Below are 23,927 nucleotides of genomic sequence, written 5' to 3'. Positions count from 1 at the left end.
TCCATCAATGTCAAAGAACAGAACACCAAGAGCCAAAAACCAGACCGTTGCGCCAATAACCTCAGCGCGCCCGCCTAAATCCTTCCTCAAGATGCCCCCGGTCTCTCCCGAGCGTCTCAACCGTCTTTCCAGTCCGTCAGGCCGTCTCTCCGACCCGTCAGCACCGCCTCAGCAGCGCCGGTGAAGGGGGTTCTAAGGTTTACCCAAACAACCCGCAAGTGGAAAATTCAACAAACTCGCAAAAAACCGCAGATTTAAATTTTACCCATATAAATCATAAGTTTAAATAACGTCACACTCCACTAACCCCGCAACACGCAGCGCATCCCACCTCGAATCTCAGCTTTTGAACAGGGTTACCCATAGACTCAGCGCCGAGTCAGATGGAATCGGCCTGACGCGACCGAGTCAGCACACCGGATATAGGCAAACGCAGTAGCAACAGGCCGACGATTGCAGACAAATAGACCAGCGGTTCAATCTGGAAGCCCTTGGCCAACATGACGTAGTGCAGCCCACCGAGAACCGCCGCGGGAAACACCAGGCGCTGCAAGCTGCGCCATCGCGGACCCAATTTCCGCACCGACAGATTGTTCGACGTCACCGCCAACGGCAGCATCAAGACAAAAGCGGCCATGCCGACCGTTATATAAGGGCGCTTAACGATATCCGCCCAAATCTGGCTGGGCACCTGCACATCCAACACAAGCCACACCAACAGATGCAGCGTGACATACGCAAAGGTCAGAACCCCAAGGGCGCGGCGGAACTTCAGCAGGTTCAGGCCGATGAATCGCCGCAGTGGAGAAATCGCCAGCACACCAATCAGAAGCTGTAACGCCAACTCTCCGTAACGATGCTCCAACGCCTCGATCGGGTTTACGCCCAATCCGCCTGTCAGCCCCTGGTAAAACAACCAGGGCGCTGGAAGCGCCCCAATCAGGTAGACCGCCCAAGCGGGAATACGGCGTAATATATGATTCACCTGCTGCATAGACTTAATAGTATTGCGAAAGATCCATGCCTTCGTACAGCCCGGCGACCTCGTTCTCATAGCCGTTGAACATCAGGGTTGGGATACGCTTGGCAAAGAGACCGCCGCCGATTTCACGTTCCGAGGCTTGCGACCAGCGCGGATGGTTCACGTTCGGGTTCACGTTACTATAGAAGCCATACTCACGTGGCGCCGACATGTTCCAGCTGGTGGGTGGCTCTTCTTCTTTCAGAGTGATCCGCACGATCGACTTGATCGACTTGAAGCCGTATTTCCACGGCACCACCAAACGCAGCGGCGCACCATTCTGGTTTGGGATCGGCCGATCATAAATACCCGTCGCCATGATGGTCAGCGGATGCATCGCCTCATCCAAGCGCAGACCCTCGCGGTAAGGCCACTCCAGAATCGGGTAGCGCACGCCCGGCATCTCATCGGGGATCAAGGCGGTTTCAAAGGCCACGTATTTGGCCCCTTCCTGAACACCTGCCATGTTCAGAAGATCAGCCAGTTCGAACCCGTTCCATGGGATCACCATCGACCAGGCCTCGACACACCGGAAACGATAGATGCGTTCTTCGACCGTCATCTCGGACATGATATCCTTAAAGTCATAGTCGCCCGGATTGTCGACCAGACCGTCGATCTTAACACTCCATGGTTCGGTGGTCAGCGCACCGGCATATTTGGCAGGATCATCCTTGCCGGTCCCGAATTCATAAAAGTTGTTATAAGACGTGATCTCTTCCCAGGTGTTCGGCTCCAGCGCTTCTTGCGCCGCCGCGCCGCGCGCCATCCCCGCCAGTCCGACACCTGCCAGCCCGGCCATAACCTGACGCCGGTTCAAAAACGCCGCCCTTGGGGTGACGTCCGCATGTGTCAATGTATTGGTCCAGCGATGCGCCATGTATGTCTCCGTTGTCAAAACACCTCGGGTATGAGGTAGATCGCTGATAGCACAGTGCCAAGGTAATGAGCGTCACGATTGAGCGACGAGATTGTAACGTAGTCGCCTGTAGGCGTGGACTTCAGAACGTTCCCAACCAAGCTAAGCTTTGCAATTCAGGCCCGGAACGTGCAGGCTTTGCAATGGATCGACAGACGTAGTGCGGTGTTTTTGAGGAAACCGTCAAAGCATACCTGCATCCATTAGATCCCTTGCACCTGCTGACATTGCGATATCAATGGTATGAACCACAGAAAAAACAAACCTATGCCCGCCCCCGCCGCAATCAGTGCCAAGGCTGCATCTTATGCCGAACAAGCCGCAATTCGGGATCTAACGCAGCCTCTTCCCGAAATGCGGGCAATGTTGCGAGAGGATTACACAGACAGTTGTACCGCAGCCGTAGAAATGTCCGGCGTTGCACTGTCCGATGAAACAATTGGCGGTGTGCGTTGCATGGTTATCACTCCTGCCGAACCGCGCCCTGGCCGCAGGTTGGTCTATCTGTTCGGCGGCGGCTTTACCCTTGGCAGCCCGTTTGAGGATTTGCCAATCTCAGCCTGGCTGGCCGCCAAGACCGGCGCGGTTGTGATTGCACCGGACTATCCCCTGGCCCCCGAAGCGCCATACCCGGCGGCCCTTGATGCCTGCACCGCAGTCATCTCGTCTGTACTGGCCGAAACGCCTGGGGCTTGCCTGTGCGGTGAATCTGCCGGGGGAAATCTTGCATTGGCAGCAGTCCATAGATCGCGCGCAAATGGCGCTCCGTTGCCAAAGGCACTGGCCCTGCTTTCACCTTTTGTCGACCTGCAGAACAACGGGGACAGCGGACTGGCAGATCGCGACCCGTTTCTAAATCAGTCTGAAATCGACTTTTTCCGTGACTGTTATGTTGGCAAAGACGTCGACCTGACAACCCCCGACGTATCTCCGATTTACGGCCTCTTCGACGCAGACTTTCCACCCGTCTTTCTGACTTCGGGAACCCGCGATCATTTGTTGAGCGGTTGCGTGCGTCTGGATCGCCTGCTGCGACAGGCCGGCGCCGACTGCACCCTGCGTGTATGGGAGGGCATGTGGCACGTGTTCGAGTTTTACCCGGAGATACCCGAAGCCGATGCCTCGCTGACGGAAATCGCTGTTTTTCTGAATGGGCATTTTGCCAAGGTGTAAAAAAAAAAAAGACCCGCCAGTTTGGCGGGTCTTTCTGGTTTCCAATCTCAGATCAATGCACCACGGCATCGTCCGGGCGGGGTCGATCTGACGTGCCCAGCCTGTCACCGATGATCAGACCTTCGGCTCCGGTGGTCACCGGGACAGTCTCGCCGTCCTTGATCTCACCGGCCAGCAGGGCTTCGGCCAATGGGTTCTGAAGCGCGCGCTGAATCACGCGTTTCAGCGGACGCGCACCAAAGACCGGATCATAGCCTTCGTTCGCCAGCCATTCCTTGGCACCATCGTCCAGTGCCAGCTCGATCTTGCGGGCGGCCAGACGTTTCTGCAGGCGTGCCATCTGAATATCAACGATGCCATCCATATCGGCCCGCTTGAGCCGGTCAAAGATGATCGTTTCGTCCAGACGATTCAGGAATTCCGGCCGGAAATGCGCCCGGACCGCATCCATCACGTCGCGTTTGGCCTGCGCACTGTCCGCACCTTCGGGCAACTGGCTGAGCGCCTGAGAGCCGAGGTTCGACGTCAGAATGATCAGCGTCTGCTTGAAGTCCACGGTGCGGCCCTGACCATCGGTCAACACACCATCGTCCAGAACCTGCAGCAGTACATTGAACACATCCGGATGCGCCTTTTCGACCTCGTCAAACAGCACGACCTGATAGGGCCGACGCCGCACGGCTTCGGTCAGCACACCGCCTTCATCATAACCGACATAGCCCGGAGGGGCACCGATCAGACGGGCAACCGCGTGTTTCTCCATGAACTCGGACATGTCGATGCGCACCATCGCGTTGTCGTCATCGAACAGGAAGTTCGCCACGGCCTTGGTCAATTCGGTCTTACCCACGCCAGTCGGTCCGAGGAACAGGAACGAACCCAGCGGGCGACCCTCATCATTCAGGCCAGCACGTGCACGGCGCACGGCGTTGGCCACGGCAGTCACCGCCGCATCCTGACCGATCACGCGGGAATGCAGATCGTCTTCCATCCGCAGCAGCTTCTCGCGCTCACCTTCCAGCATTTTCGAAGTCGGGATACCCGTCCAGCGTTCGACCACCGAAGCGATCTGTTCCGGACGCACCGTTTCCTCGGCCATCATGGCGTTGCTTTCGGCGTTTTCGGCCTCGGTCAGCTTTTTCTCAAGCTCGGGGATGACGCCGTAGGACAGTTCACCCGCCTTGGCGAGGTTGCCTTCGCGCTTAGCGATCTCCAGATCGGCCCGCGCCTTGTCGAGCTGCTCCTTCAGATCACGCGCACCTGCCAGCTTATCGCGTTCGGCCTGCCACTGGGCGGTCATCTCGGCGGATTTCTCCTGCAGGTCGGCCAGATCCTTTTGCAAGGTTTCCAGACGATCCTTGGAGGCTGCGTCATCCTCAAGCTTCAGCGCTTCTTCCTCGATCTGCATCTGCAGGATCTGACGATCAAGTTGATCGAGTTCTTCTGGCTTGGAGTCTACCTCCATCCGCAGACGCGACGCCGCCTCATCGACCAAATCGATAGCTTTGTCAGGCAGGAACCGGTCGGTGATATAGCGATGCGACAGGGTCGCCGCCGATACCAGCGCCGAGTCCGAGATGCGCACACCGTGGTGCAGCTCATACTTCTCTTTAATACCGCGCAGGATGCTGATCGTGTCCTCGACCGTCGGCTCCTGCACCATCACTGGCTGGAACCGTCGCGCAAGGGCCGCGTCTTTTTCGACGTATTTGCGGTACTCGTCCAGCGTGGTTGCACCGATACAATGCAGCTCACCCCGTGCAAGCGCGGGCTTGATCAGGTTGGCGGCATCCATCGCGCCGTCGGATTTACCTGCACCGACCAATGTGTGCATCTCGTCGATGAACAGGATAATCTCACCGGCGGCCTCGGTGACCTCGGTCAGAACAGCCTTGAGGCGTTCTTCGAATTCACCGCGGTACTTCGCACCGGCGATCAGCGCGCCCATGTCCAGCGCCAGCAGTTTCTTGTCCTTCAGCGATTCCGGCACATCACCATTGATGATGCGCAGGGCCATACCTTCGGCAATCGCGGTCTTACCGACGCCGGGTTCCCCGATCAGAACCGGATTGTTCTTGGTACGACGCGACAGAACCTGCATCGAGCGACGGATTTCCTCATCCCGTCCGATGATCGGGTCGATCTTGCCCTCGGCCGCAGCCTCGGTCAGGTCGCGCGCATATTTTTTTAGCGCGTCATAACCTTCCTCCGCCGACGCGCTGTCAGCGGTGCGACCCTTGCGGATATCATTGATCGCCTCGTTCAGTTTCTGCGCGGACACAGCGCCGGCATCCAAAGCGTCCTTGGCTTTGGATTTCACCATGCACAGTGCCATCAACACGCGTTCGACCGGCACAAAGCTGTCGCCCGCTTTGGTGGCAATCTTGGCGGCCTCGTCCAACACCTTGGCGGTCTGGCCGTCCATGTAAATCTGGCTTGCGTCGCCGCTGACCTTCGGGATTTTGGCCATCGCAGCATCCAGCGCCTCGACCACGCGGTTCGGCGCGCCACCTGCACGTGTGATCAGGTTGCTGGCCAGCCCCTGATCGTCATCCATCAATGCTTTCAAAATATGTGTGGGCTCCAACCTCTGGTGCCCCTCGCGCAGCGCAATCGTCTGCGCCGCCTGCACGAACCCCCGTGCCCGCTCGGTGAACTTGTTCAAGTCCATAGCATTCTCCTTTATCTCAAGCGCCCTGAATGTGATGCGCCCGCTTGGCGGCACGCGTCGGTCTGGGCCTCACATTCAATCTGGGAAATATCTTTGACGGTTCAAGAGGCTAAGCCGCAGATTCCGCACTTAACGGCGCGGTACGGAATAGACTGTATACCCTCCGGTTTTTGCGACTTGCCGTGCATTATACATGTCGACCAATGATTGCGCCGCATCGCTGCCTGAGGGGCAGGACACAAGATCAGCCGCGTCATCCAGAAAATCGACGGTAAAGGCCGTTTCGCCGGTTAACTGGCAATCATCGTCGGTCGAACGATAGCCGCGCACAAGGCGCAGGTCCTGATTGGTCGGGGATCTGATGACCGTATCTGCGGCCTCTGGCTGCAATGGCATTTGCTGACAGCCAACCAAAGACAAAACAAACCCCACACCCGCAAACTGTTTCATGAGTCCCCCATCTTAAATGTTCTTTGTAGTGGGAGGACCATAGCACACTCAGTCATGAGGAATGCGATTTCGATCAAACATCGGTCCTGCATGGACACAATGCGCGGAACCCGTTAGGACGCAGACGTTTGCCAAAAAGGAGCTTGCCCCATGTCCGATGACCGCCTGATCGTTGCCCTTGATGTTCCAAACGCCTTGCAAGGTCTGGCCATGGCCGAGCGGCTGGGCGATGCCGTATCTTTCTACAAGATCGGGCTGGGTATGCTGACCGGGGGCGGGCTGGCCCTGGCTAATGAGCTGAAACAGGATCACGGCAAGCGCATTTTTCTGGACATGAAGCTGTTCGACATCGGCAACACAGTGGAAAACGCTGTGCGCGGGTTAGCACAGTTCGATCTGGATTTCCTGACCGTGCATGGTGATCCCCATGTGGTACGCGCCGCGAAAGAGGGTGCCTCGGGCAAGGACCTCAAAATCCTCGCCGTGACCATCCTGACCTCGCTGAACCGCGACGATCTGGATGCCAGCCTGCTGAAAGAGGGCAACGTGCAGGAACTGGTGGTCGAACGTGCGGCACGCGCGCTAGAGGCCGGGGCCGATGGCGTCATCGCCAGCCCACAAGAGGCCGCGCTGATCCGCGCCCTGCCCCAGGCCGAAGGTCGTCTGATCGTTACTCCAGGTGTCCGACCAGCAGGCGCAGCATTGGGCGATCAGAAACGTGTGGCCACCCCGGCCAGTGCAATCAGCGACGGTGCCGATCACATCGTTGTTGGCCGCCCGATCTATCAGGCACAGGACCCAAAAGCCGCAGCCCAGGCGGTTCTTGCTGAGTTAAATTCCTTGACACATCACTGACAAGTGCCACCAAATCAGCGAATTTCCGCGCAGAAACGGCTTACAACCGGTTGACCTGACGTCACTTTCCGGCCCAACCGTGCCAAATCGCCGCTGTGCCCCAAAACACACATGAAAAATACGAGTTTCTCATGTGTGACCTCGGTCCTATCGAAATTGGCGGTTTTGCGCGATTCTAGGGGTGTGATACTCCCCGCGGACCCTCTCTTCCTGAGGTCCGTCACCTCCCCCCGCCACTTCGCGGGGGGTCTTCTTTCGGACATGACCCTGCTTTCAGTAATCGCTGGCATTTCGTGCCACAGCTGGGGCTGGTATAAGGAAACCACTAATTGAATCGCATGAAAGGCGGGAAGATTTCATGCCCGGTCTCTGCCGAGATTGCCTGACCACATTGACCGACGAACAGCGCTGCACTGCCTGCGGCAGCCCGCGGATCAAGGCGCATCCCGAGCTGTTTGATCTGTCCATCGCACATATGGATTGCGATGCCTTCTATGCTTCGGTCGAAAAGCGGGACAATCCCGAGTTGGCCGACAAGCCGGTAATCATCGGCGGCGGCAAACGCGGTGTGGTGTCGACCGCTTGTTATGTGGCGCGCATTCGCGGGGTGCGGTCGGCCATGCCGATGTTCAAAGCCTTGCAACTGTGCCCCGAGGCGGTGGTGATCAAGCCGCGCATGTCGGTCTATGCCGAAGTGTCGCGCGAGATTCGCAAGATGATGGACGAACTGACCCCGGTGGTCGAACCGCTGTCGCTGGACGAGGCGTTCATGGACCTGTCCGGCACGCAGCGCCTGCATGGCGCGCCGCCTGCCGTTATGCTGGCGCGGCTGGTTGGGCGGATGAAGGATGAGTTGGGCGTGACCGGCTCTATCGGGCTGTCGCACAACAAGTTTCTGGCCAAGGTCGCCTCGGACCTCGACAAGCCGCGCGGATTTTCGGTGATCGGAAAGGCGGAAACGGCAGAGTTCCTGTACGACAAACCCGTGCGGTTGATCTGGGGCATCGGCCCTGCCGCGCAGGAATCGCTGGATCGCGCGGGTATCCGCAGTTTTTCCGACCTGCTGCGGTGGGACCAAGAGGCGCTGACCGCACGTTTCGGATCAATGGGTTACCGGCTGTGGCATCTGGCGCGCGGGCGGGACAAGCGACGCGTCTCGGCCCATGAGCCGATGAAATCCATCAGCAACGAAACAACCTTTTTCGAAGACACCGCCAGCCTGGACATTCTGGACGGGCACATCTGGCGTCTGTCCGAAAAGGTGGCGGACAGGGCCAAGGCCAAAGGGTTGGCCGGGCGGGTTGTCACCCTGAAACTCAAACGCGCCAATCACAAGATCATCACGCGGCGATTGTCCCTGCGCGATGCCACCCAGATTGCCGACCGCCTTTATCGCACGGCCCGTGGCCTGTTCGATCAGGTTGGTGATCAGGGGCCATTTCGCTTGCTGGGCGTTGGCCTGTCTGATTTGTGCCCCGAGGCGCAGGCAGATATCTCGGGCGATTTGCTGGATCCCGGAGCAACTCAGCGATCACAGGCCGAACGCGCCACCGACGAGATTCGGCGCCGTTTTGGCAATGATGCAATTGTGAAAGGCCGCGCGCTGCGCTGAGCTTACTCGGCCGCCAGGCGAACCGGATCATCGCCAATGCTGGCGATTTCCTGAATGATGTCGCGCAGAATTTCTTGAAAAAGGGCGAAATTCTCATTCGGCACGATGTTGGCCTCGTCCATATAAAGCGCCCGGTCAACTTCAATCTGCACCGCATGTTGCTGACGGGCGGGGCGGCCATAGGTCTGGGTCACATACGCCCCGGCAAAGGGCGCGTTGCGTGCCACGTTCAGCCCGGCGGACACAAAGGCCGCTTCGATCCGATCCACAACCTCGATCGAGGCTGACGCGCCAAACCTGTCCCCCAGCACCACATCTGGTCGCTTGGATTTTGCGTTGCTGGCCATGGCGACCGCCTCATGCGGCATCGAGTGGCAATCGATCAATATCGCCTGGCCGAAGACGTCGAGCGATTCGGCCAACAAGGATTTGAGACGTGCATGATAGGGCCGCCAGCAGGTGTCGATGCGTAGGCGCGCCTCATCCATCGTCAGCTTGCCGTGATAAATCGCGCGCCCATTGGCCACCACGCGGGGAATCACCCCCAACCCGGATGCCACCCGGGGGTTATGCCCGGAACGTCGCGCCCCTTGGACCAGTGCCGGATCCAGTTCCTCGGCACTGCGGTTCAGATCCAGATACGCCCGTGGCAACACTGCCGAGATCAACGGCGCGCCAAAGTCAGCAGCCGCGGAAAACAGCTGATCTACAAAGGCATCTTCCGAGGATCGAATCACATTTTCACTTAGAACCGTGCGGTTCAACAGCGTTTGAGGGTAACTCCGACCACTATGAGGAGAAGAAAACACCACGCATGACGTGCGTCTGGCGGGCATGTCCAATACATAGGGGGCGTTCGGCATGGTGACTCCTTGTTCGCATTGAACATAGACCGGAAAATAGTTCTACCAAACCCCTTGAACCCCTTTGCGACTCCTTTTATAGACCCCGCTACCGGCGCGGGGTTCCGCGCCCCATTTCGTTATGGGGTAGGACAACGCAACGGGACGTGGGCGGTTAGCTCAGCGGTAGAGCACTTCGTTGACATCGAAGGGGTCACAAGTTCGATCCTTGTACCGCCCACCATGATTTCACTGTTCCGGGCTTCCGGGGCACCCGACTAACCCAGGCGCTGGCCACGTCCTTGATGAAGGCGCCGCAGATTGGAGACAGACCAATGAAGGTCAAGAACTCGCTCCGCTCGCTCAAGAACCGGCACCGTGATTGCCGTATTGTGCGTCGCAAAGGCCGCGTCTACGTGATCAACAAGACGCAGCGCAAGTTCAAAGCTCGTCAGGGCTAATAACTGCACATAACCACTTAAAGAAACCGCGCCTTCGAGCGCGGTTTTTTGTTTTCCAACTATGCGTTTCTTGCCTGCGCTCAGCCCCGTACAGGGCTTGGCAAGTTTGATTTTGATATTTCGCGTTGTGATAGAGCGTTCTCGTGTTAACGTTCTCCGGATTTTCGATGACGGGAGGTCAACTTGGCCGACGGTGAAATACTCGGAACGACCCTGACCGATATGGTCGCGGATATTGGCAGGAGCGTGGCGCAAGCCGCCGAGCAACTAAGCCTCGACCAGTTGAACGCCCTAAAGAACTACCCGCAGGAGCTTCGCGACATGGGCATCCCACCGGTTTTCTATCACATGCAGGATGTCGATGTGGAATTGAAAGTCGTAATGGAGATGAGCACTAAGACGGAAGAAGGCAAGCGGCCCGCAATCATCTCGATCTTCATGGGACCGAAGTTGACCCAGACCGATACGGTCGACACCAAAAGTGCATCGACCATGCGCATGCGCTTTGCTCCGGGCCCAGTAGATGACAACAGGTCACCAGAGGACACCGATGGCACGTAAGACAGTTAAGGCCCCCAAGAGGCCACCTATTGATGTACGCGTCACCGAATTGCCCGAAGCCTTTGCGACACTGTTGCAGTCACTTGCTGACCGTCTTACCGCAATGGAGCAGCGCGAGACCACTTTGCTTCAAACAATTTCGGACCTGCAGAATCGGATTGACGATCTGGAAGAAGGCGGCGGCGGCATGCTGATGGGCACGGGGTCTCCGGTAACAAACCCGTTGGCCCAGGGTCGGTCAGAAATGAATTCGGGCGACGAAGACACTCAGGTTGTCGACGCTCAGGAATTTTCACAGGCACTGGGCGAACAGATTCTCGCCGGTTCAGACGGAAGCAGCGAGTTTACCATCGACAATGTAAAGGTCGAGGCCGTGGTCGGGCTGGGCCAAGATGGCAATAGGGCACAGATCGCAACCAACGCCAAGAAACAGGCGGTCAGCCAGAACGCATCGAAAGTTACGTTTTCGGTCCGAAGGCGGTCAAAAACGCAAATCATCGAGTAAACACAAATTTTTCAAAAGGAGTTTGAACAATGAGTATCGGGCAAGAACTGCTGAACGTTCCCTTTGCAGAAATGGTTCAAAAGCTGGCACTTTCGGTCGCTGAATCACAAAGCGAACTGGATCGTCATTCGACCGACATGGCTAAATATATGGCCGACCAAAAAATCCTGCTTCCCGATCTCTCCAATCCCGACGGCCCCGCCAAAGAATTCAGCCTCGTGTCGATGGGATTTCTCCCTGCATTCTATGCGGTACAGGAGGCCGAGATAGAGGTCAAAATGGCGATCTCGATGACCAAACAGACCGAAAAATCAGGTAGCGCTTCAGTGAAAGGTGGCTGGGGGCCCGTGGCGGCCCAGGTCAACGCCAGCTATTCCTCGCGCTATGCCTATAGCCAGGAAGGTGCAAGTAGGTTGACCATCAAACTTGCCCCGGCCGATCCGCCGGTCATGCTGCAAAAATACATGGAAGCTGTAACTCAGGCCATGCTGACCAAGGAACCGGTACTCAGCGACGATCCGGAACCCGAGCCGGCGCCGTCACCCGCACCACCGCAACCGGAAGGAAGACAGAGTAAACAGCGTCGATCCTGACAGCAAGTGCGCAGCAGGAAAGGCGAGCGACATTTTGACCAACTAAATTTGTCAGATTTCCTTGCATCCCCCTCAGAATCGTTTAATTGACCAAATCAGTCGGGTTAATACCCGCCACGATTTTCAATGTTGGGACAAATGATGCTGAAATCCTCTACCTGCGTTGCCGCCGCTCTGATGGCTTTGGTTGCAACCTCTGCCGCCGCCGAAGGTGAACTGAACCTGTACTCTTCACGCCACTACGACACCGACGAACGTCTCTATTCTGATTTCGAAGAGGCGACCGGCATCACCATCAACCGTATCGAAGGCAAGGCCGACGAACTGATTGCACGGATGGAAGCTGAAGGCGCCAACTCGCCCGCGGACATCCTGTTGACCGTAGACACCTCGCGTCTGGCGCGGGCCAAAGACGCGGGCATTTTGCAATCGATCGACAGCGCTGTTCTCGAAGAGCGTATCCCCGCCAATCTGCAAGACAATGACAACCAATGGTTCGGCTTTTCGCAGCGTGGCCGCATTATCTTTTTCGACAAAGAAAACGTAGCCAACCCGCCGGCCACCTACGCCGATCTGGCGAAACCTGAATACAAGGGTCTGGTCTGCATCCGCTCGTCCAGCAACACATATAACCAGACGCTTCTGGCATCGATCATCACCCACGAAGGACCTGAGGCCGCCAAAGCCTGGGCCGAAGGCATCGTCGCCAACATGGCGCGCGATCCGCAGGGCGGCGACACCGACCAGCTGCGTGGCATCGTTTCGGGCGAATGTGATATCGCCGTGTCGAACACCTATTACTTTGCCCGCGCCATCCGCAAAGATGTCAAAGGCGTTTCGTCGGAAATCGACTCAATCGGCTGGGTGTTCCCTAACAACGACAGCACTGGCGCGCATATGAACCTGTCCGGGGCCGGTGTCGCCGCGAATGCACCGAACAAGGACAATGCGGTCCTGTTCCTGGAATACCTGGCCAGCGACTCGGCCCAGCAGTATTTCTCGGCCGGCAATGACGAGTTCCCGGCGGTGAACGGCGTCGCACTTGCGGACTCGGTCAAGTCACTGGGTGAGTTCAAGGCAGATGAAGTGAACCTGTCCGAGGTCGCAAAGAACCTTCCTGAAGCGCAAAAAATCTTCAACGAGGCTGGCTGGAAATAACCCAGCGCACGGGATCTTAACACTTTGAAGGGCGCAGAAATTTCTGCGCCCTTTTTTATTGCGTATTACATATTTTTGGAGAATAATCTCTATAATGAACGATATTCTCACATATGAACATGCTGGATGATCTCTCGATCCGCCTCGCCAACCGTCTGAACGAACTGCGCCGGAGCCATGGGTGGTCACTGGACCAACTGGCAGAACACAGCGGCATCAGCCGCGCCACGCTTTCGCGGATGGAAAAGGGCGATGTCAGCCCGACCGCTGAAACGCTGGGGCGGCTCTGTGCAGCTTATGGCCTGCCGATGTCGCGTCTGCTGATGATGGTCGAAGACAGTTTCGACCCTCACGTACCGTTCGAACGGCAACCCGAATGGCGCGACCCGGAAACCGGATTTACCCGTCGATCGGTATCTCCGCCCGCCACTGGGCTTAGCGGAGAGGTGCTGGAAGGTCACCTGCCCCCCGATGCGATAATCACGTACGATGCGCCACCAAAGCCTGGGCAAGAACATCACCTGATCATGTTGGACGGCGCGCTGAAACTGACCGTAGACGGCGTTGCCCATGATTTGAATGGCGGCGATTGCCTGCGCTATCACCTAGCGGGTCCCACGCGGTTTGAAACAACGCCCGCGCGTGGGGCACGGTACCTATTGGTGCTGATATGATTACACGCATCGACGATTGCAGCTTTGACACCGCCTTGGACGACCTGACCGATATCCTGCACGCTTGTGTACAGGACGGGGCCAGTATCGGGTTCATCCTGCCCTTTTCATCGGATCAGGCCCGCGCCTATTGGCAAGACCGGGTGCGGCCCAACGTACAGACCGGCACGCTGGACCTGTTCGTCTTTCGTGAAAACGAACGCATTGTGGGCACGGTGCAATTGATCCCCGCGACGATGCCCAACCAGCCACACCGGGCCGATGTGGCAAAACTGCTGGTTCACCCCAGCGCCAGACGCCGGGGTTTGGGGCGGGTCTTGATGGCGGCGCTTCAGGACCGGGCTATCCAGCTGGGCCGTACCTTGCTGGTGCTTGACACACGCAGTACAGACCCGTCACGCATCCTGTATCAAAGCCTAGGCTTTCAGATCGCCGGAGAGATCCCGGACTATTGCCGCAATCCGCTTGAGGACCGGCTAGAGCCTACGACCTATATGTACAAAAACCTAAGTTGATCCGGGCATCTGTTTCAAAAACGAAGAAACGGCAACTTATGACCTTGTGGCAGCGTTTCGGTCTCCGCAGGGATGACTGCAAGACCATCCGCCTGTGCCAGCGTCGCAACCCGGCCGCTATATGAAGGTGCCATCAAACGCAGCCGTGGAACGCCGTCGGAAGTCGTGCCATTGATCATGACCGGACGGTATTCCTGACGCCCAGCGTGGCGCTGCAGCGGTTCGGCCAGCACCGCCTGTTCCGGGGTTGGCGGCGTAGGACGCAGACCAGCCCGACGCGCCATCATGTGCGACCCGATGATCTGCCATGTCACAAAGGCCGAAACCGGATTGCCCGGCAGCCCGACATAAAGCGCGTCGCCGCGCCGACCGAACATGATCGGCTTACCCGGTTTCATGGCCACCTTCATCACGTCGATCTGGCCGCCAATGGTTTCAAACAGGCGCGGCATGTGATCTTCATCCCCCACCGAAACACCACCCGTTGTGACAATGAGATCGGCATCATCGCAGGCCTGCCGCAACACCTGCTCCAGCCGCTCGGGGTCATCTGCGACCGGGCCTATATCCATCAGATCAATCCACGGCTTGTTCAGCAAAGCCCGCAGCATATAGCGGTTCGAGTTGTAAATCTGGCCCGGGCCCAGCGGTTCACCGGGTTGTTGCAGCTCATTACCGGTGGAAAAAAGGGTGACCTTCAGCTTCCGGAATACATTCACATCGCCATACCCGGCCGAAGCCAGTGCTGCAGCTTCGCGCGCGGTGATCTCGCATCCTTGCGACAGGATCGGGGCACCCGCCTTCAAGTCCTCCCCCGCGCGGCGGATATGTTGGCCAGGTTTGGGACGGCGGGTAAATCGGATACCTCCGGTGGTGGCCTCGCAATCCTCCTGCATCAGCACGGCGTCAAAATCGGCGGGCACCGGGGCACCGGTAAAAATGCGCAAGGCCGCACCCGCTGGCGTACCATGGGCACCGCTGTCCCCGGCGGCGATGCGTCCCGCCACCGGCAGGTTGAACACGGGCCCTTTGCCCAGATCAGTCGTGCGGACGGCAAAGCCATCCATGGCGGAATTGTCGAAGGCGGGCATGTCCACCTTGCTGGTGCAATCCTCAGCCAACACCCGACCCGTCGCATCGATCAGGGACACGGTTTCGGTCTCGGCAATCGGATCGGCAACGGCCAGTCCGCGAGCCAAAGCCTCTGTCACCGTCAGATACATCCGAGCGTGCTGGTCGCAACCACATCCATCAGCCATTTGAGCCCTCCAACCGGTCAAACACCTCTTCCAACCCAGCGCGTTCAACGCGAGCCTCTTCTTAGTTGGAGCTTGGGCCGCCGAAAGCCATCACACCCCCAAACTGTCCATGAGCACGGCAATCAGGATTGCACAGCCCAGCCAGCGATATGCCCCCAATGAACAACACTGGCGCAGAGCCGTCATTGACATAGGTCACGATCACTATTCGCGGGCGGTCAGAGGGAATGGCACCGGAGCGGCCTCCATCCGCGAGAGGGTTTGAGTTGGTTCAGAAATCCAGCCCGATATCGATGGTGCGATAGGAATGAGTCAGCGCCCCGGATGAAATGTAATCCACGCCGGTTGCCGCCACGGCGGCCACGGTGTCGCGGCTTATATTGCCCGATGCCTCGGTCACGATCCGGCCGTCGACCAGTACCACCGCCTGTTTCAATGTCTCGGGTGGCATGTTGTCCAGCAACACGACATCGGCCCCGCCGACCTCCAGCACTTCGGCCAGTTGGTCCAGCGTGTCCACTTCGATCTCGACCTTCATCATGTGCGAGGCGCGGGCCTTGGTAGCCTCAAGCACGGCGCGTACCCCACCGGCAGCGGCGATGTGGTTGTCCTTGATCAGGATCGCATCGGACAGGGAAAAGCGGTGATTGAACCCGCCACCATGCAGAACCGCTTGTTTTTCGACAATACGCAGGCCGGGCGTGGTCTTGCGGGTGCAGGTGATGCGAGCATTGGCGCCTTTGGTCTCGGCCACCAGCGCCGCCGTCGCGGTCGCCACCCCGGCCATGCGCCCGGCATAGTTCAGCGCCACCCGCTCACCCGACAGGATCGAAGCGGCGCTGCCCTCAATTTCCATCAACGTATCACCTTTTGTGCAGCGTTGGCCGTCGGCGATGTGGGTGGTGACACGCAGCGTCGGGTCGACCAGACGGAACGCCAGCGCCGCCACCTGCATACCCGAGACCACCGCATCCTCGCGCGCGTTCAGCCGGGCAGAATAGGTGGCATCTGCAGGGATTACGGTCAGGGTGGTAACGTCGCCATTGGCACCCAAATCCTCCATCAGCGCGGACCGTACCATCGGTTCAAGGATCAAGTCGGGCAAAGCCGGGTAATTCATACTGTGTCCTTTGTAATACGGTCCCGCAGGGCAAGCGCCTCGCTCAGCGTCAGGGCCGAGCGCTGGCCGGGTCCGGGGGTAAGATCAGGGAAATCGGAACGGAAATGGGCACCGCGACTTTCTTCGCGCAGCAGCGCGGCAGCCGCGATCAGGGTGGCGGTGGCGGTCATGTTCAGAAACAGGTCAGAAACCGCATGCCGGGATTCCAACGCACCGATTTTCGTCAACGCTTGGCGCAGACCGGTACCCTCGCGCACCACACCCACATGTTCGGTCATGGTTTCGCGCAGGGCGGCCACGTCCCGTTCATTGATCGGCTCACCACCGGCGGCAAAACAAATGTCCACCTCAGCCGCGTCCTGCGCACTCACAACGGTTGCAATGTCGCGCGCGCAAGAGCGGGCAAACACCAGCGCCTCAAGCAACCCGTTCGACGCCAGCCGGTTCGCCCCATGCAGCCCAGTCGAGGCTGCCTCGCCACACACCCACAACCCTGTTAATGAGCTACGCCCGGCCAGATCGGTCTCAACCCCGCCCATGTGATAATGCGCCGAAGCGGTCACGGGGATGGGGTCGATCGCAGGATCGACACCGTTGCGCAAACAGGCCTCGGTGACCGAGGGGAATTGCCTAGCCATCTCGGCCCCGATGGCCTGGCGCGTGTCCAATGCAGGGCGTTTGCCCGCCTGCGCCTGCAGGTAAACGGCGCGCGCAACCGTGTCGCGGGGGGCCAGTTCAGCGTCAGGGTGGATGTCGGGCATAAACCGGTGGCCGGCGCTGTCGATCAGGATGGCACCGTCGCCCCGAAGCGCCTCGGTTGCCAATGGCGTCGGGTCTTCGCCCACGTCGATGGCGGTGGGATGAAACTGTACAAATTCGGCATCTGCAATGCGCGCACCTGCGCGAGCAGCCATGCCGATCCCCTGCCCGCGGATACGTGCAGGATTGGTGGTTTGGGCATAAAGGCCCGAGGATCCCCCCGTGGCCAGAACATGCGCTGATCCGCGCAGCAGCACCGGCGGCGCATCGGCGGCATTGGCGCGGGTCAGGTAAACGCCGGTCACTTGTGTACCGTCGCTTTCCAGCCCGACGGCCTGCGCGCCCTCGATCACTTGAATCGACGGCGTTCGGCGCACCTCCTCGATCAGAGCACGCATGATCTCGGTTCCGGCCTGATCGCCCTTGACGCGGACCACGCGGGCTGCGGAATGCGCGGCCTCGCGCGATTGCACGAACCCACCGTCGGCGGTGCGATCAAACCCGGTGCCCAGGTCGGACAGATCATAAATATGTTCCGGCGCGGCATTGGTGACGAACTCGGCCACCTCGCGCAGGACCGACCCGGCCCCGGCGCGCATGGTGTCGTCCGCGTGCGCTTCGGGGCTGTCCGTTCGCGCCATGGCCGCCGCAACGCCGCCTTGTGCCCAGGCCGAGCTTGCACCCGATCCCAGCGGTTCAGGCGAAATCATCACCACAGGGCAAGGGGCCAGCTTCAGGGCCGCATAGACTGCCGCCAGCCCGGCGCCGATGATGACCACACGCGGCGTCTCAACGCTCTGCATGTCGCGGATCAAATACCCAGCTGGCGTGACAAGTCGATCATGCGTTGCACCGACAGGCGGGCCTTGTCCGCCACTTCGGCGTCAACCTCGACCTGCCCGGTCATGGTATCAAGCGCGAACAGCACCTTCTCCAGCGTGATCTTCTTCATGTAGGGGCACATGTTGCAAGGGCCCACAAACTCGACCTCGGGCAGTTCGTCGGCGATGTTTGAAGCCATCGAACATTCGGTGATCAGCAGCGCCTTTTCCGGTTTTTCATCGGTGACGTATTTGATGATACCGCTGGTGGAGCCCGAGAAATCTGCTTCGGCCACAACGTCCGGCGGGCATTCAGGGTGCGCAATCAGGCGAGTGCCCGGATTCCATTCCCGGAAATCGCGCAAATCCTGCGGGCTGTATTGTTCATGCACGATGCACGACCCTTCCCACCAGACCACATTTTTCTGCGGCACATCGCGTGCCACGTTCTGCGCCAGATACTGATCCGGCGTCATGATGACCGTGTGGCTGTCTTGCGCCGCAACAATCTGGGCGGCATTCGACGAAGTACAACAAATATCTGACGCCGCTTTGACCTCGGCCGTGGTGTTCACATACGAAACAACCGGCGCGCCTGGATACCGGCGACGCATTTCCTCGATCCCTTCGGCGGTGATCGATTCCGCCAGCGAGCATCCCGCCTCCATATCCGGCATCAGGACCGTCTTGTCCGGGCTGAGGATCTTGGATGTCTCGGCCATGAAATGCACACCGCATTGCACAATCACATCCGCCTCGACCTCGGTCGCTTTGATCGCCAGTTGCAGGCTGTCACCGCCGAAATCCGAAATGCCATGGTAAATTTCGGGCGTCATGTAGTTATGGCCCAGAATGACCGCGTTGCGCTCGACCTTCAGGTCGTTGATCGCCTTGACATAGGGCGCATAGATCGCCCAATCGACGGGCGAGACCACGCGGGACATGCGGTCATAGATATCGCTCATGCTTGCGGCAAGCTCGGGCGATGGGGTCAGATCATATTTTTCGGAGAGATGCGCACGCTGCGCCGGTAGGTCGAACACGGGACTGTTTTTCTGCCTGATGGATTCGTGACGCACTTAATATGGGGTTTATCGTGGATTTACCACCACTCTTAAAAGAAGAATGTTCCAATATTCCCAGCTCTGGCGGAACTATCTTATCAATTCAGGCGCAACAGACCTTCTCGGCCCGCACCTCAAGCATCTCGGGGGCTGGTCTTGCCCGAGAAATGGTCGGCCACAAAGTCAATCAAGGCCCGCACGCGCCGCGGTAAAAATGGCATTTCTGGGCGTAAAATAAAGATCCCACCACCGGCATTCGGTTCAGCATGATCGGGCAAAACCGAGGTCAAGCGACCAGTGCGCAAGTCATTCGAGACAAGAAACTCCGGCAGCCAAGCAATGCCGCGCCCGGCGCAACACGCCGCACGGAGCGCTTCGAGGCTGTTACATGAAAACCCAGGCCCAAGACGCGGTATGGGACCCGCTGCTCCCGTGAATCCCCAATCCGACAGGTGTTTTTCCGGACCCAGGCGTAGACATTTATGCGCGGTCAACTCCTGTGGTTGCTGCGGAACGCCGTGCCGCTCAAAATAGGTGGGCGCTGCACATGGTATCCGCCGATTGTTCATTAGTTTCCGCGACACAAGCGATGAGTCCGGCAAAACGCCGCTGCGGATCGCGATATCAAAACCTTCTCCGACCAGATCAACAACCTTGTCTGTCAACAGCATGTCAATCTCAACCTCGGGGTTGAGATCCATGAATTCAATGACCAGAGGGACCACGTGTCGCTGACCAAAAGCCGCCGAGCTTGTCAGGCGGATCGTGCCATGCAGGCTGTCGGCACCATCGGCAATGTCCTCTTCCAGTGCCGTCAGGCGGGCGAGAATCTCGCGCGCTTCCTCTACATATCGCTGTCCCGCCTTGGTCAAGGTCATGCGCCGAGTCGAGCGTATGAGAAGCGGCACCCGCAACCTCTGCTCTAGCTGATACACCCGCTTGCCGACGGCCGACGGGGTGTATCCCAATGCGCGGGCCGCAGCCGAGAAACTGCCGCGATCAACCACGGCCAGAAGAATTTCCAGTTCAGCCTTTTGTGCCATTTGATCCAAAAAATATCAAAAATTAATCCCAATCACTACATTATCAAAAGAGATTGTCCAAATTATCTAAGGTGGAGATCAAAAACCAAGGAGAACCACCTTGCGCGCCGCCTCGAACATCTCTCTCTTCACGCCGCTTACACTGCCGAACGGGCGTGTTTTGAAGCACAGGATCATCAAATCGGCCATGTCGGATTCACTGGCTGACGGTCGGGGCAACCCAACCGCTGCACAGATGCGTCTGTATGAACGTTGGGCAACAGGGGGTGTGGCCGCGTTAATTATCGGCGAGGTGCAAGGCGATCCTCATTTCCCCGAAAAGCCTGGTAATTTGGTGCTTGATGAACAAGCTGACTTGGCGGCCTTCAGCGATCTAGCCCGGCGCGGGTCGGCTGACGGCGCACAGCTTTGGCTGCAACTCGGCCATGCCGGGGCGTTGGCCCATTTACCGATCAGCCAGCCCAGAGGCCCAAGTGCGATAGACTTCCCAGACTTTCGCAGCGAAGCCATGTCTTTGCCCGAAATCAGAGCAATCCCGGATCAATTTGCCCGCACTGCCCATCTTGCAGCCAAACTTGGTTTTGGGGGCGTCCAGATTCATGCCGCGCATGGGTTTCTTCTGAGCCAATTTCTCTCACCCCTCTTCAACCGCCGGACGGATGCCTATGGCGGCGCAATCCACGCGCGGATGCGCCTGCTGATCGAAACGGTCGAGGCCGTTCGCGCGGCAGTGCCCCGCAATTTTACAGTTTCCGTCAAACTCAACGCCACCGATCAGCTGGACGGCGGCCTTACAGAACAAGACGCGCTGAAGGTAGTTGCAGGGCTTGAAGGCAAAGGTGTTGATCTATTGGACATCAGCGGCGGAACTTATTTCCCGGGCGCTCCGTCCAGTTCCGATCGTACGTCCAAAGGCCCCTATTTCCTCGACTTCGTTCGTGCGGCGCGCGGTCTAACCGCGATCCCGCTTATGGCCACCGGAGGATTCAAGCGCCGTGACGAGGCAGAAGCTGCAATTATGGCGGGGGATGTGGATGCGGTGGGTATCGCACGGGGCTTTGTTCTTGATCCCGCTTTGCCCCGGACGTGGCAGGCGCGACAACACGAGGTCCCCTTCCCCCGCTTCACTACCCTTCCACCCGGAGGGATGACCGCGTGGTATACCATGCGCATGACGGATATCGGGTCGGATCTGGAAGGATCGGTGGATCGCGGTATTGCCCAGGCCATCACCGAATATGAAAACCGCGACGCACAGCGCGCAAGGATCTGGCAGAACCGGTTTAATTCCAGGTCAAAGCAAACCTGAGACAGCCGATCAGCAGGTTATGTGAAATTGCGCCCAAAAGCACCACAACCGGACCAGTCGCGGTCTTGATTTAATTTCAGCACAAATCCCTCATGAGTTGTGTTTTTTTGCCACAGCCCAGCAACCCAATTCAGATAAACCTGAGTTGAGATTGACTACCAAGATCAGAGGGATAGTCAGGATACAGAATTTTTGGATTTGAGGTTTCGATTTCATATGGATGGGTTCTCATCTTCTCTGGGCCTACACCTTATAGCAGATTTTTTCGATGCAAGCGCACTTTACGATCCTTCCCCAGCAGGAGAGACCCTGAAACGCGCGGCAATTGCTGCCAATGCTCAGGTTCTTGGGATCAACATGCGCGATTTCGGACAACGGGCAGGTTTCACAGGCATGGCACTTTTGGCCGAGTCGCACATCTCGGTCCACACCTGGCCCGAACACGGATATGCCGCCATCGATATCTTTATGTGCGGTGACGCAGAACCACAGCGCAGCTTAGAGGTTTTGAAGTCCTATTTCCGCCCCCAGCGCGTCGATGTGCAATCCATCAAGCGCGGTCTGATCGGACAGAGCAGACACCGGCTTGCGGCGGCGGGCTGCTAAAGGGCGGATGAAGGAACTGCGCAGATGCCCGGTCACGATAAGTCTCATACTATGCGCGATAATCGTTTATGCGCTGTGGGGTCCGGTTCGGCATTCCGGACCCATTGTGACGCTGCCCGATCATCTTTTGTTTTCGATCCGACATGGCAACCTGAACCATCTGACGCTCAATTGCCTGCTTATCCTTGTTGGCGGCAGCCTCAGCGAACCGCAATTGGGCAGCGCCCGAACCGCAGGGCTTGTTATCCTTTGCGCCGTTGCCGGAACGACAACAGAATTCGCATTGGCCGGACCCGGCTTTGTGGGGCTGTCCAGTGTCGCCTATGGCTTGGTTTCCTATGGAGTGATTGCCACAAGCACACCGGGGCGACGCAGTTGGATGCTGGCGCTGATTGTCTTTGTCCTTATCGCCGAGCTGTTGTTTCTGCGCCCTCAGATCGCCGTTTTCACCCACAGCACATCCGCCTTGACCGGAGGAGGACTCGCCATGTTTAGCGCCCTGTTCGGCTCAAAAGGGCCAACCCTTAAACCCATGGAATGGCAGCATGTATCCCCGGCTGTCCAAATCATCTCCCAAACCGACGAAGTTGATGCCGACGAAGCCGAAAACAAGTTCGTGCATGAAGGAACGGACAACATGTTCGTCCTGCAGGACCGCGGCGAGGTGCTGGGGCTGATCGGTTATTGCCTCGACGAAGATGCGCCGGACATCGCCTGGCTGTCCTGGACTTATCTGGATCAGGCGCATGCGGGCAAGGGGCTGGGAAGCCAGATGCTGAACGACCTGCTTGGCAAACTGGCCCAGATGCATGTCCGCAAGATTTTCATCGAAACCAGCGACTATGAAGAGTTTGGCAAAAAGCTCTATGCCGCGGCGCATAAACTGTATGAGGAATTCGGAGCCGAAGTCGAACTGACGGTACCCGGGTATCACGGCCCACGCGAAGCCAAGATCATCTATGGATTGGACAATCCCGAAGCGCCCGACATACAGGCGGCAGAGCCATCGCCAACCACTGGCCTGAGCTTCACCGACATTCACAAAGCCGCCGAAACGGACGACGTTGCCGGCCTGCGCTGGTGCGAAACCAGCAGCGGGCTGAGCGGGCTGGATCAACAGCTTTCGTTGGCGCGCGCGCAAAGTTATCGCATGGCCGTTCTGGCCATCCCGTCCGACCTGTCCAACGCCAACGCAACAGAACTGCAGGCCAATGGCCTGAAAAAATGCGGCGAGCTCAAAGAGTTCTACGGCAAAGACCTGCATCAGGTCTGGTGGAGCAGCAACCTTGGCGAAACCTGAATCACAGTCTCAAATCAATAGGAGAAGTTATGTTTGGAAACATTAAGACGATAGCCATTGTTGGCGTTGTGGGCTTTGTGGCCTATTCGATGTTTTTTAGCTCGAAGTCCGAGCAAACCGCCGATCTCGGGCAGGTTCTGGACCGGACAGAATTCGCGATCAACCAGTATCAGGAATACCTGGAAGCCAACAGCATCGCCGAAGCATCTGACGAGCAGGTGGATGAGTTCACCGGATATCTGGCTCAGGTCATGAACTCGGACCCGCGCTTTTATGACGAACCGCTGGGCATGGAGGTTCTGTCTGACGCCAAATTCTCGGGTTTTGTCGATCCGAACGCAAATGGCACGCGCGACTCGAGCGAGGGTGAGATTTTCACAATCGAGATTGACGAGGCCAACAACCGCCTGATCGCCACCGACACCACCGGCCAATCCGCGGGCTTGCGGTTCTCGGGGGCGGGATTCCTGGCGGGGGCTCTGATCGGCAACCTGATCAGCCGCCAACGCTCGGCCGGCATTACCGCGTCCAGCTTCAACAACCGGTCAGTGACACCGCGCAACAGCTACTCGGCCCCGCGCAGCGCCCGCTCGGGCGGTTTGCGCGCCGGTAAATAAGACGCCGCGACTACACCAA

24 protein-coding genes and 1 tRNA gene are annotated in these 23,927 nt (G+C 58.2%); 15 read left to right on the top strand and 10 right to left on the bottom strand.

Going from position 1 to position 23,927, the window contains the following annotated elements; translation table 11 throughout:
- Positions 1-379: 379 nt before the first annotated feature.
- Both msrQ and msrP read right to left on the bottom strand, forming a co-directional pair.
- Positions 380-994 carry a protein-methionine-sulfoxide reductase heme-binding subunit MsrQ gene (gene msrQ, locus ACR3EP_RS16130; RefSeq protein WP_170552596.1) on the bottom strand — a complete coding sequence of 205 codons (615 nt, stop codon included), beginning with the start codon at positions 992-994 and terminating at the stop codon, positions 380-382.
- Between the two features lie 4 nt (positions 995-998).
- Entirely contained in the window at positions 999-1,901 is a 903-nt protein-coding gene (gene msrP, locus ACR3EP_RS16125; RefSeq protein ID WP_480638660.1) for a protein-methionine-sulfoxide reductase catalytic subunit MsrP, read from the bottom strand.
- Positions 1,902-2,207: 306 nt separating this feature from the next.
- Between msrP and ACR3EP_RS16120 the strand changes: the two genes are divergently transcribed.
- Complete coding sequence (locus ACR3EP_RS16120) at positions 2,208-3,113, top strand: alpha/beta hydrolase (protein WP_480638659.1); 906 nt, start codon at positions 2,208-2,210, stop codon at positions 3,111-3,113.
- Positions 3,114-3,165: 52 nt separating this feature from the next.
- Here the strand turns inward: ACR3EP_RS16120 and clpB are convergent, their stop codons facing one another.
- Both clpB and ACR3EP_RS16110 read right to left on the bottom strand, forming a co-directional pair.
- Positions 3,166-5,784, bottom strand: a complete 2,619-nt coding sequence (gene clpB / locus ACR3EP_RS16115) for an ATP-dependent chaperone ClpB (protein ID WP_170399974.1) — start codon at positions 5,782-5,784, stop codon at positions 3,166-3,168.
- Positions 5,785-5,913: 129 nt separating this feature from the next.
- Positions 5,914-6,234 carry a hypothetical protein gene (locus ACR3EP_RS16110; protein ID WP_170352007.1) on the bottom strand — a complete coding sequence of 107 codons (321 nt, stop codon included), beginning with the start codon at positions 6,232-6,234 and terminating at the stop codon, positions 5,914-5,916.
- Between the two features lie 150 nt (positions 6,235-6,384).
- On the opposite strand from ACR3EP_RS16110, the gene pyrF reads away from it, so the two are divergent.
- Both pyrF and ACR3EP_RS16100 read left to right on the top strand, forming a co-directional pair.
- On the top strand, positions 6,385-7,089 hold the full coding sequence (pyrF, locus tag ACR3EP_RS16105) for an orotidine-5'-phosphate decarboxylase (RefSeq protein ID WP_170361982.1): 705 nt from the start codon (positions 6,385-6,387) through the stop codon (positions 7,087-7,089).
- A gap of 358 nt (positions 7,090-7,447) precedes the next feature.
- Positions 7,448-8,701, top strand: a complete 1,254-nt coding sequence (locus tag ACR3EP_RS16100; protein WP_480638658.1) for a DNA polymerase IV — start codon at positions 7,448-7,450, stop codon at positions 8,699-8,701.
- Positions 8,702-8,703: 2 nt separating this feature from the next.
- Here ACR3EP_RS16100 and ACR3EP_RS16095 read toward each other — a convergent pair whose 3' ends face one another.
- A complete protein-coding gene (locus ACR3EP_RS16095; protein ID WP_480638657.1) occupies positions 8,704-9,564 on the bottom strand; it encodes an N-formylglutamate amidohydrolase in 861 nt (286 codons plus the stop codon).
- A gap of 148 nt (positions 9,565-9,712) precedes the next feature.
- Between ACR3EP_RS16095 and ACR3EP_RS16090 the strand changes: the two genes are divergently transcribed.
- From ACR3EP_RS16090 to ACR3EP_RS16055, 8 genes are all read left to right on the top strand, one after another.
- Positions 9,713-9,787: transfer RNA gene (locus tag ACR3EP_RS16090), tRNA-Val, on the top strand.
- A gap of 91 nt (positions 9,788-9,878) precedes the next feature.
- Positions 9,879-10,004, top strand: coding sequence for a type B 50S ribosomal protein L36 (ykgO, locus tag ACR3EP_RS16085; protein ID WP_008755722.1), 126 nt, complete (start codon positions 9,879-9,881; stop codon positions 10,002-10,004).
- Positions 10,005-10,187: 183 nt separating this feature from the next.
- Positions 10,188-10,565, top strand: a complete 378-nt coding sequence (locus tag ACR3EP_RS16080) for a hypothetical protein (protein WP_170352011.1) — start codon at positions 10,188-10,190, stop codon at positions 10,563-10,565.
- Positions 10,555-11,070, top strand: coding sequence for a hypothetical protein (locus ACR3EP_RS16075; protein WP_226689756.1), 516 nt, complete (start codon positions 10,555-10,557; stop codon positions 11,068-11,070). The genes ACR3EP_RS16080 and ACR3EP_RS16075 overlap by 11 nt, the downstream gene beginning before the upstream one ends.
- Before the next feature lie 29 nt (positions 11,071-11,099).
- Positions 11,100-11,663 (top strand): hypothetical protein, encoded by a 564-nt coding sequence (locus ACR3EP_RS16070; protein WP_170352013.1) that lies wholly within the window; start codon positions 11,100-11,102, stop codon positions 11,661-11,663.
- A 141-nt stretch (positions 11,664-11,804) separates the two neighbouring features.
- Positions 11,805-12,821 (top strand): Fe(3+) ABC transporter substrate-binding protein, encoded by a 1,017-nt coding sequence (locus ACR3EP_RS16065; protein ID WP_170414881.1) that lies wholly within the window; start codon positions 11,805-11,807, stop codon positions 12,819-12,821.
- A gap of 119 nt (positions 12,822-12,940) precedes the next feature.
- The gene (locus ACR3EP_RS16060; protein WP_480638656.1) at positions 12,941-13,495 is read left to right on the top strand and encodes a helix-turn-helix domain-containing protein; all 555 of its coding nucleotides are present in this window, start codon (positions 12,941-12,943) and stop codon (positions 13,493-13,495) included.
- Positions 13,492-14,010 carry a GNAT family N-acetyltransferase gene (locus ACR3EP_RS16055; protein WP_170552584.1) on the top strand — a complete coding sequence of 173 codons (519 nt, stop codon included), beginning with the start codon at positions 13,492-13,494 and terminating at the stop codon, positions 14,008-14,010. Before ACR3EP_RS16060 ends, ACR3EP_RS16055 begins: the two co-directional genes overlap by 4 nt.
- Positions 14,011-14,024: 14 nt before the next feature.
- Here ACR3EP_RS16055 and ACR3EP_RS16050 read toward each other — a convergent pair whose 3' ends face one another.
- The 5 genes from ACR3EP_RS16050 to ACR3EP_RS16030 all read right to left on the bottom strand — a co-directional run bounded on the left by ACR3EP_RS16050 (position 14,025) and on the right by ACR3EP_RS16030 (position 20,076).
- A complete protein-coding gene (locus tag ACR3EP_RS16050; RefSeq protein ID WP_480638655.1) occupies positions 14,025-15,269 on the bottom strand; it encodes a molybdopterin molybdotransferase MoeA in 1,245 nt (414 codons plus the stop codon).
- Positions 15,270-15,540: 271 nt separating this feature from the next.
- Positions 15,541-16,389: a carboxylating nicotinate-nucleotide diphosphorylase gene (gene nadC, locus ACR3EP_RS16045; protein WP_480638654.1), complete on the bottom strand. Its 849-nt coding sequence runs from the start codon at positions 16,387-16,389 to the stop codon at positions 15,541-15,543.
- Complete coding sequence (locus tag ACR3EP_RS16040) at positions 16,386-17,951, bottom strand: L-aspartate oxidase (protein WP_480638653.1); 1,566 nt, start codon at positions 17,949-17,951, stop codon at positions 16,386-16,388. The genes nadC and ACR3EP_RS16040 overlap by 4 nt, the downstream gene beginning before the upstream one ends.
- An 8-nt stretch (positions 17,952-17,959) precedes the next feature.
- Positions 17,960-19,012, bottom strand: a complete 1,053-nt coding sequence (nadA, locus tag ACR3EP_RS16035; RefSeq protein WP_480638652.1) for a quinolinate synthase NadA — start codon at positions 19,010-19,012, stop codon at positions 17,960-17,962.
- Between the two features lie 155 nt (positions 19,013-19,167).
- The gene (locus ACR3EP_RS16030; protein WP_480638651.1) at positions 19,168-20,076 is read right to left on the bottom strand and encodes a LysR family transcriptional regulator; all 909 of its coding nucleotides are present in this window, start codon (positions 20,074-20,076) and stop codon (positions 19,168-19,170) included.
- A gap of 100 nt (positions 20,077-20,176) precedes the next feature.
- Between ACR3EP_RS16030 and ACR3EP_RS16025 the strand changes: the two genes are divergently transcribed.
- The 4 genes from ACR3EP_RS16025 to ACR3EP_RS16010 all read left to right on the top strand — a co-directional run bounded on the left by ACR3EP_RS16025 (position 20,177) and on the right by ACR3EP_RS16010 (position 23,908).
- Positions 20,177-21,385 (top strand): oxidoreductase, encoded by a 1,209-nt coding sequence (locus ACR3EP_RS16025; RefSeq protein ID WP_480638650.1) that lies wholly within the window; start codon positions 20,177-20,179, stop codon positions 21,383-21,385.
- A 216-nt stretch (positions 21,386-21,601) separates the two neighbouring features.
- Positions 21,602-21,991 (top strand): adenosylmethionine decarboxylase, encoded by a 390-nt coding sequence (gene speD, locus ACR3EP_RS16020; RefSeq protein ID WP_480638649.1) that lies wholly within the window; start codon positions 21,602-21,604, stop codon positions 21,989-21,991.
- Positions 21,992-22,097: 106 nt separating this feature from the next.
- The gene (locus tag ACR3EP_RS16015) at positions 22,098-23,291 is read left to right on the top strand and encodes a GNAT family N-acetyltransferase (protein WP_480638648.1); all 1,194 of its coding nucleotides are present in this window, start codon (positions 22,098-22,100) and stop codon (positions 23,289-23,291) included.
- 29 nt (positions 23,292-23,320) lie between these two features.
- Entirely contained in the window at positions 23,321-23,908 is a 588-nt protein-coding gene (locus tag ACR3EP_RS16010; protein WP_170399946.1) for a hypothetical protein, read from the top strand.
- Positions 23,909-23,927 lie beyond the last annotated feature (19 nt).

The sequence above is a fragment of the Ruegeria sp. BB10 genome (assembly GCF_056535725.1).
This window is presented reverse-complemented; position numbering and strand designations above follow the sequence as displayed.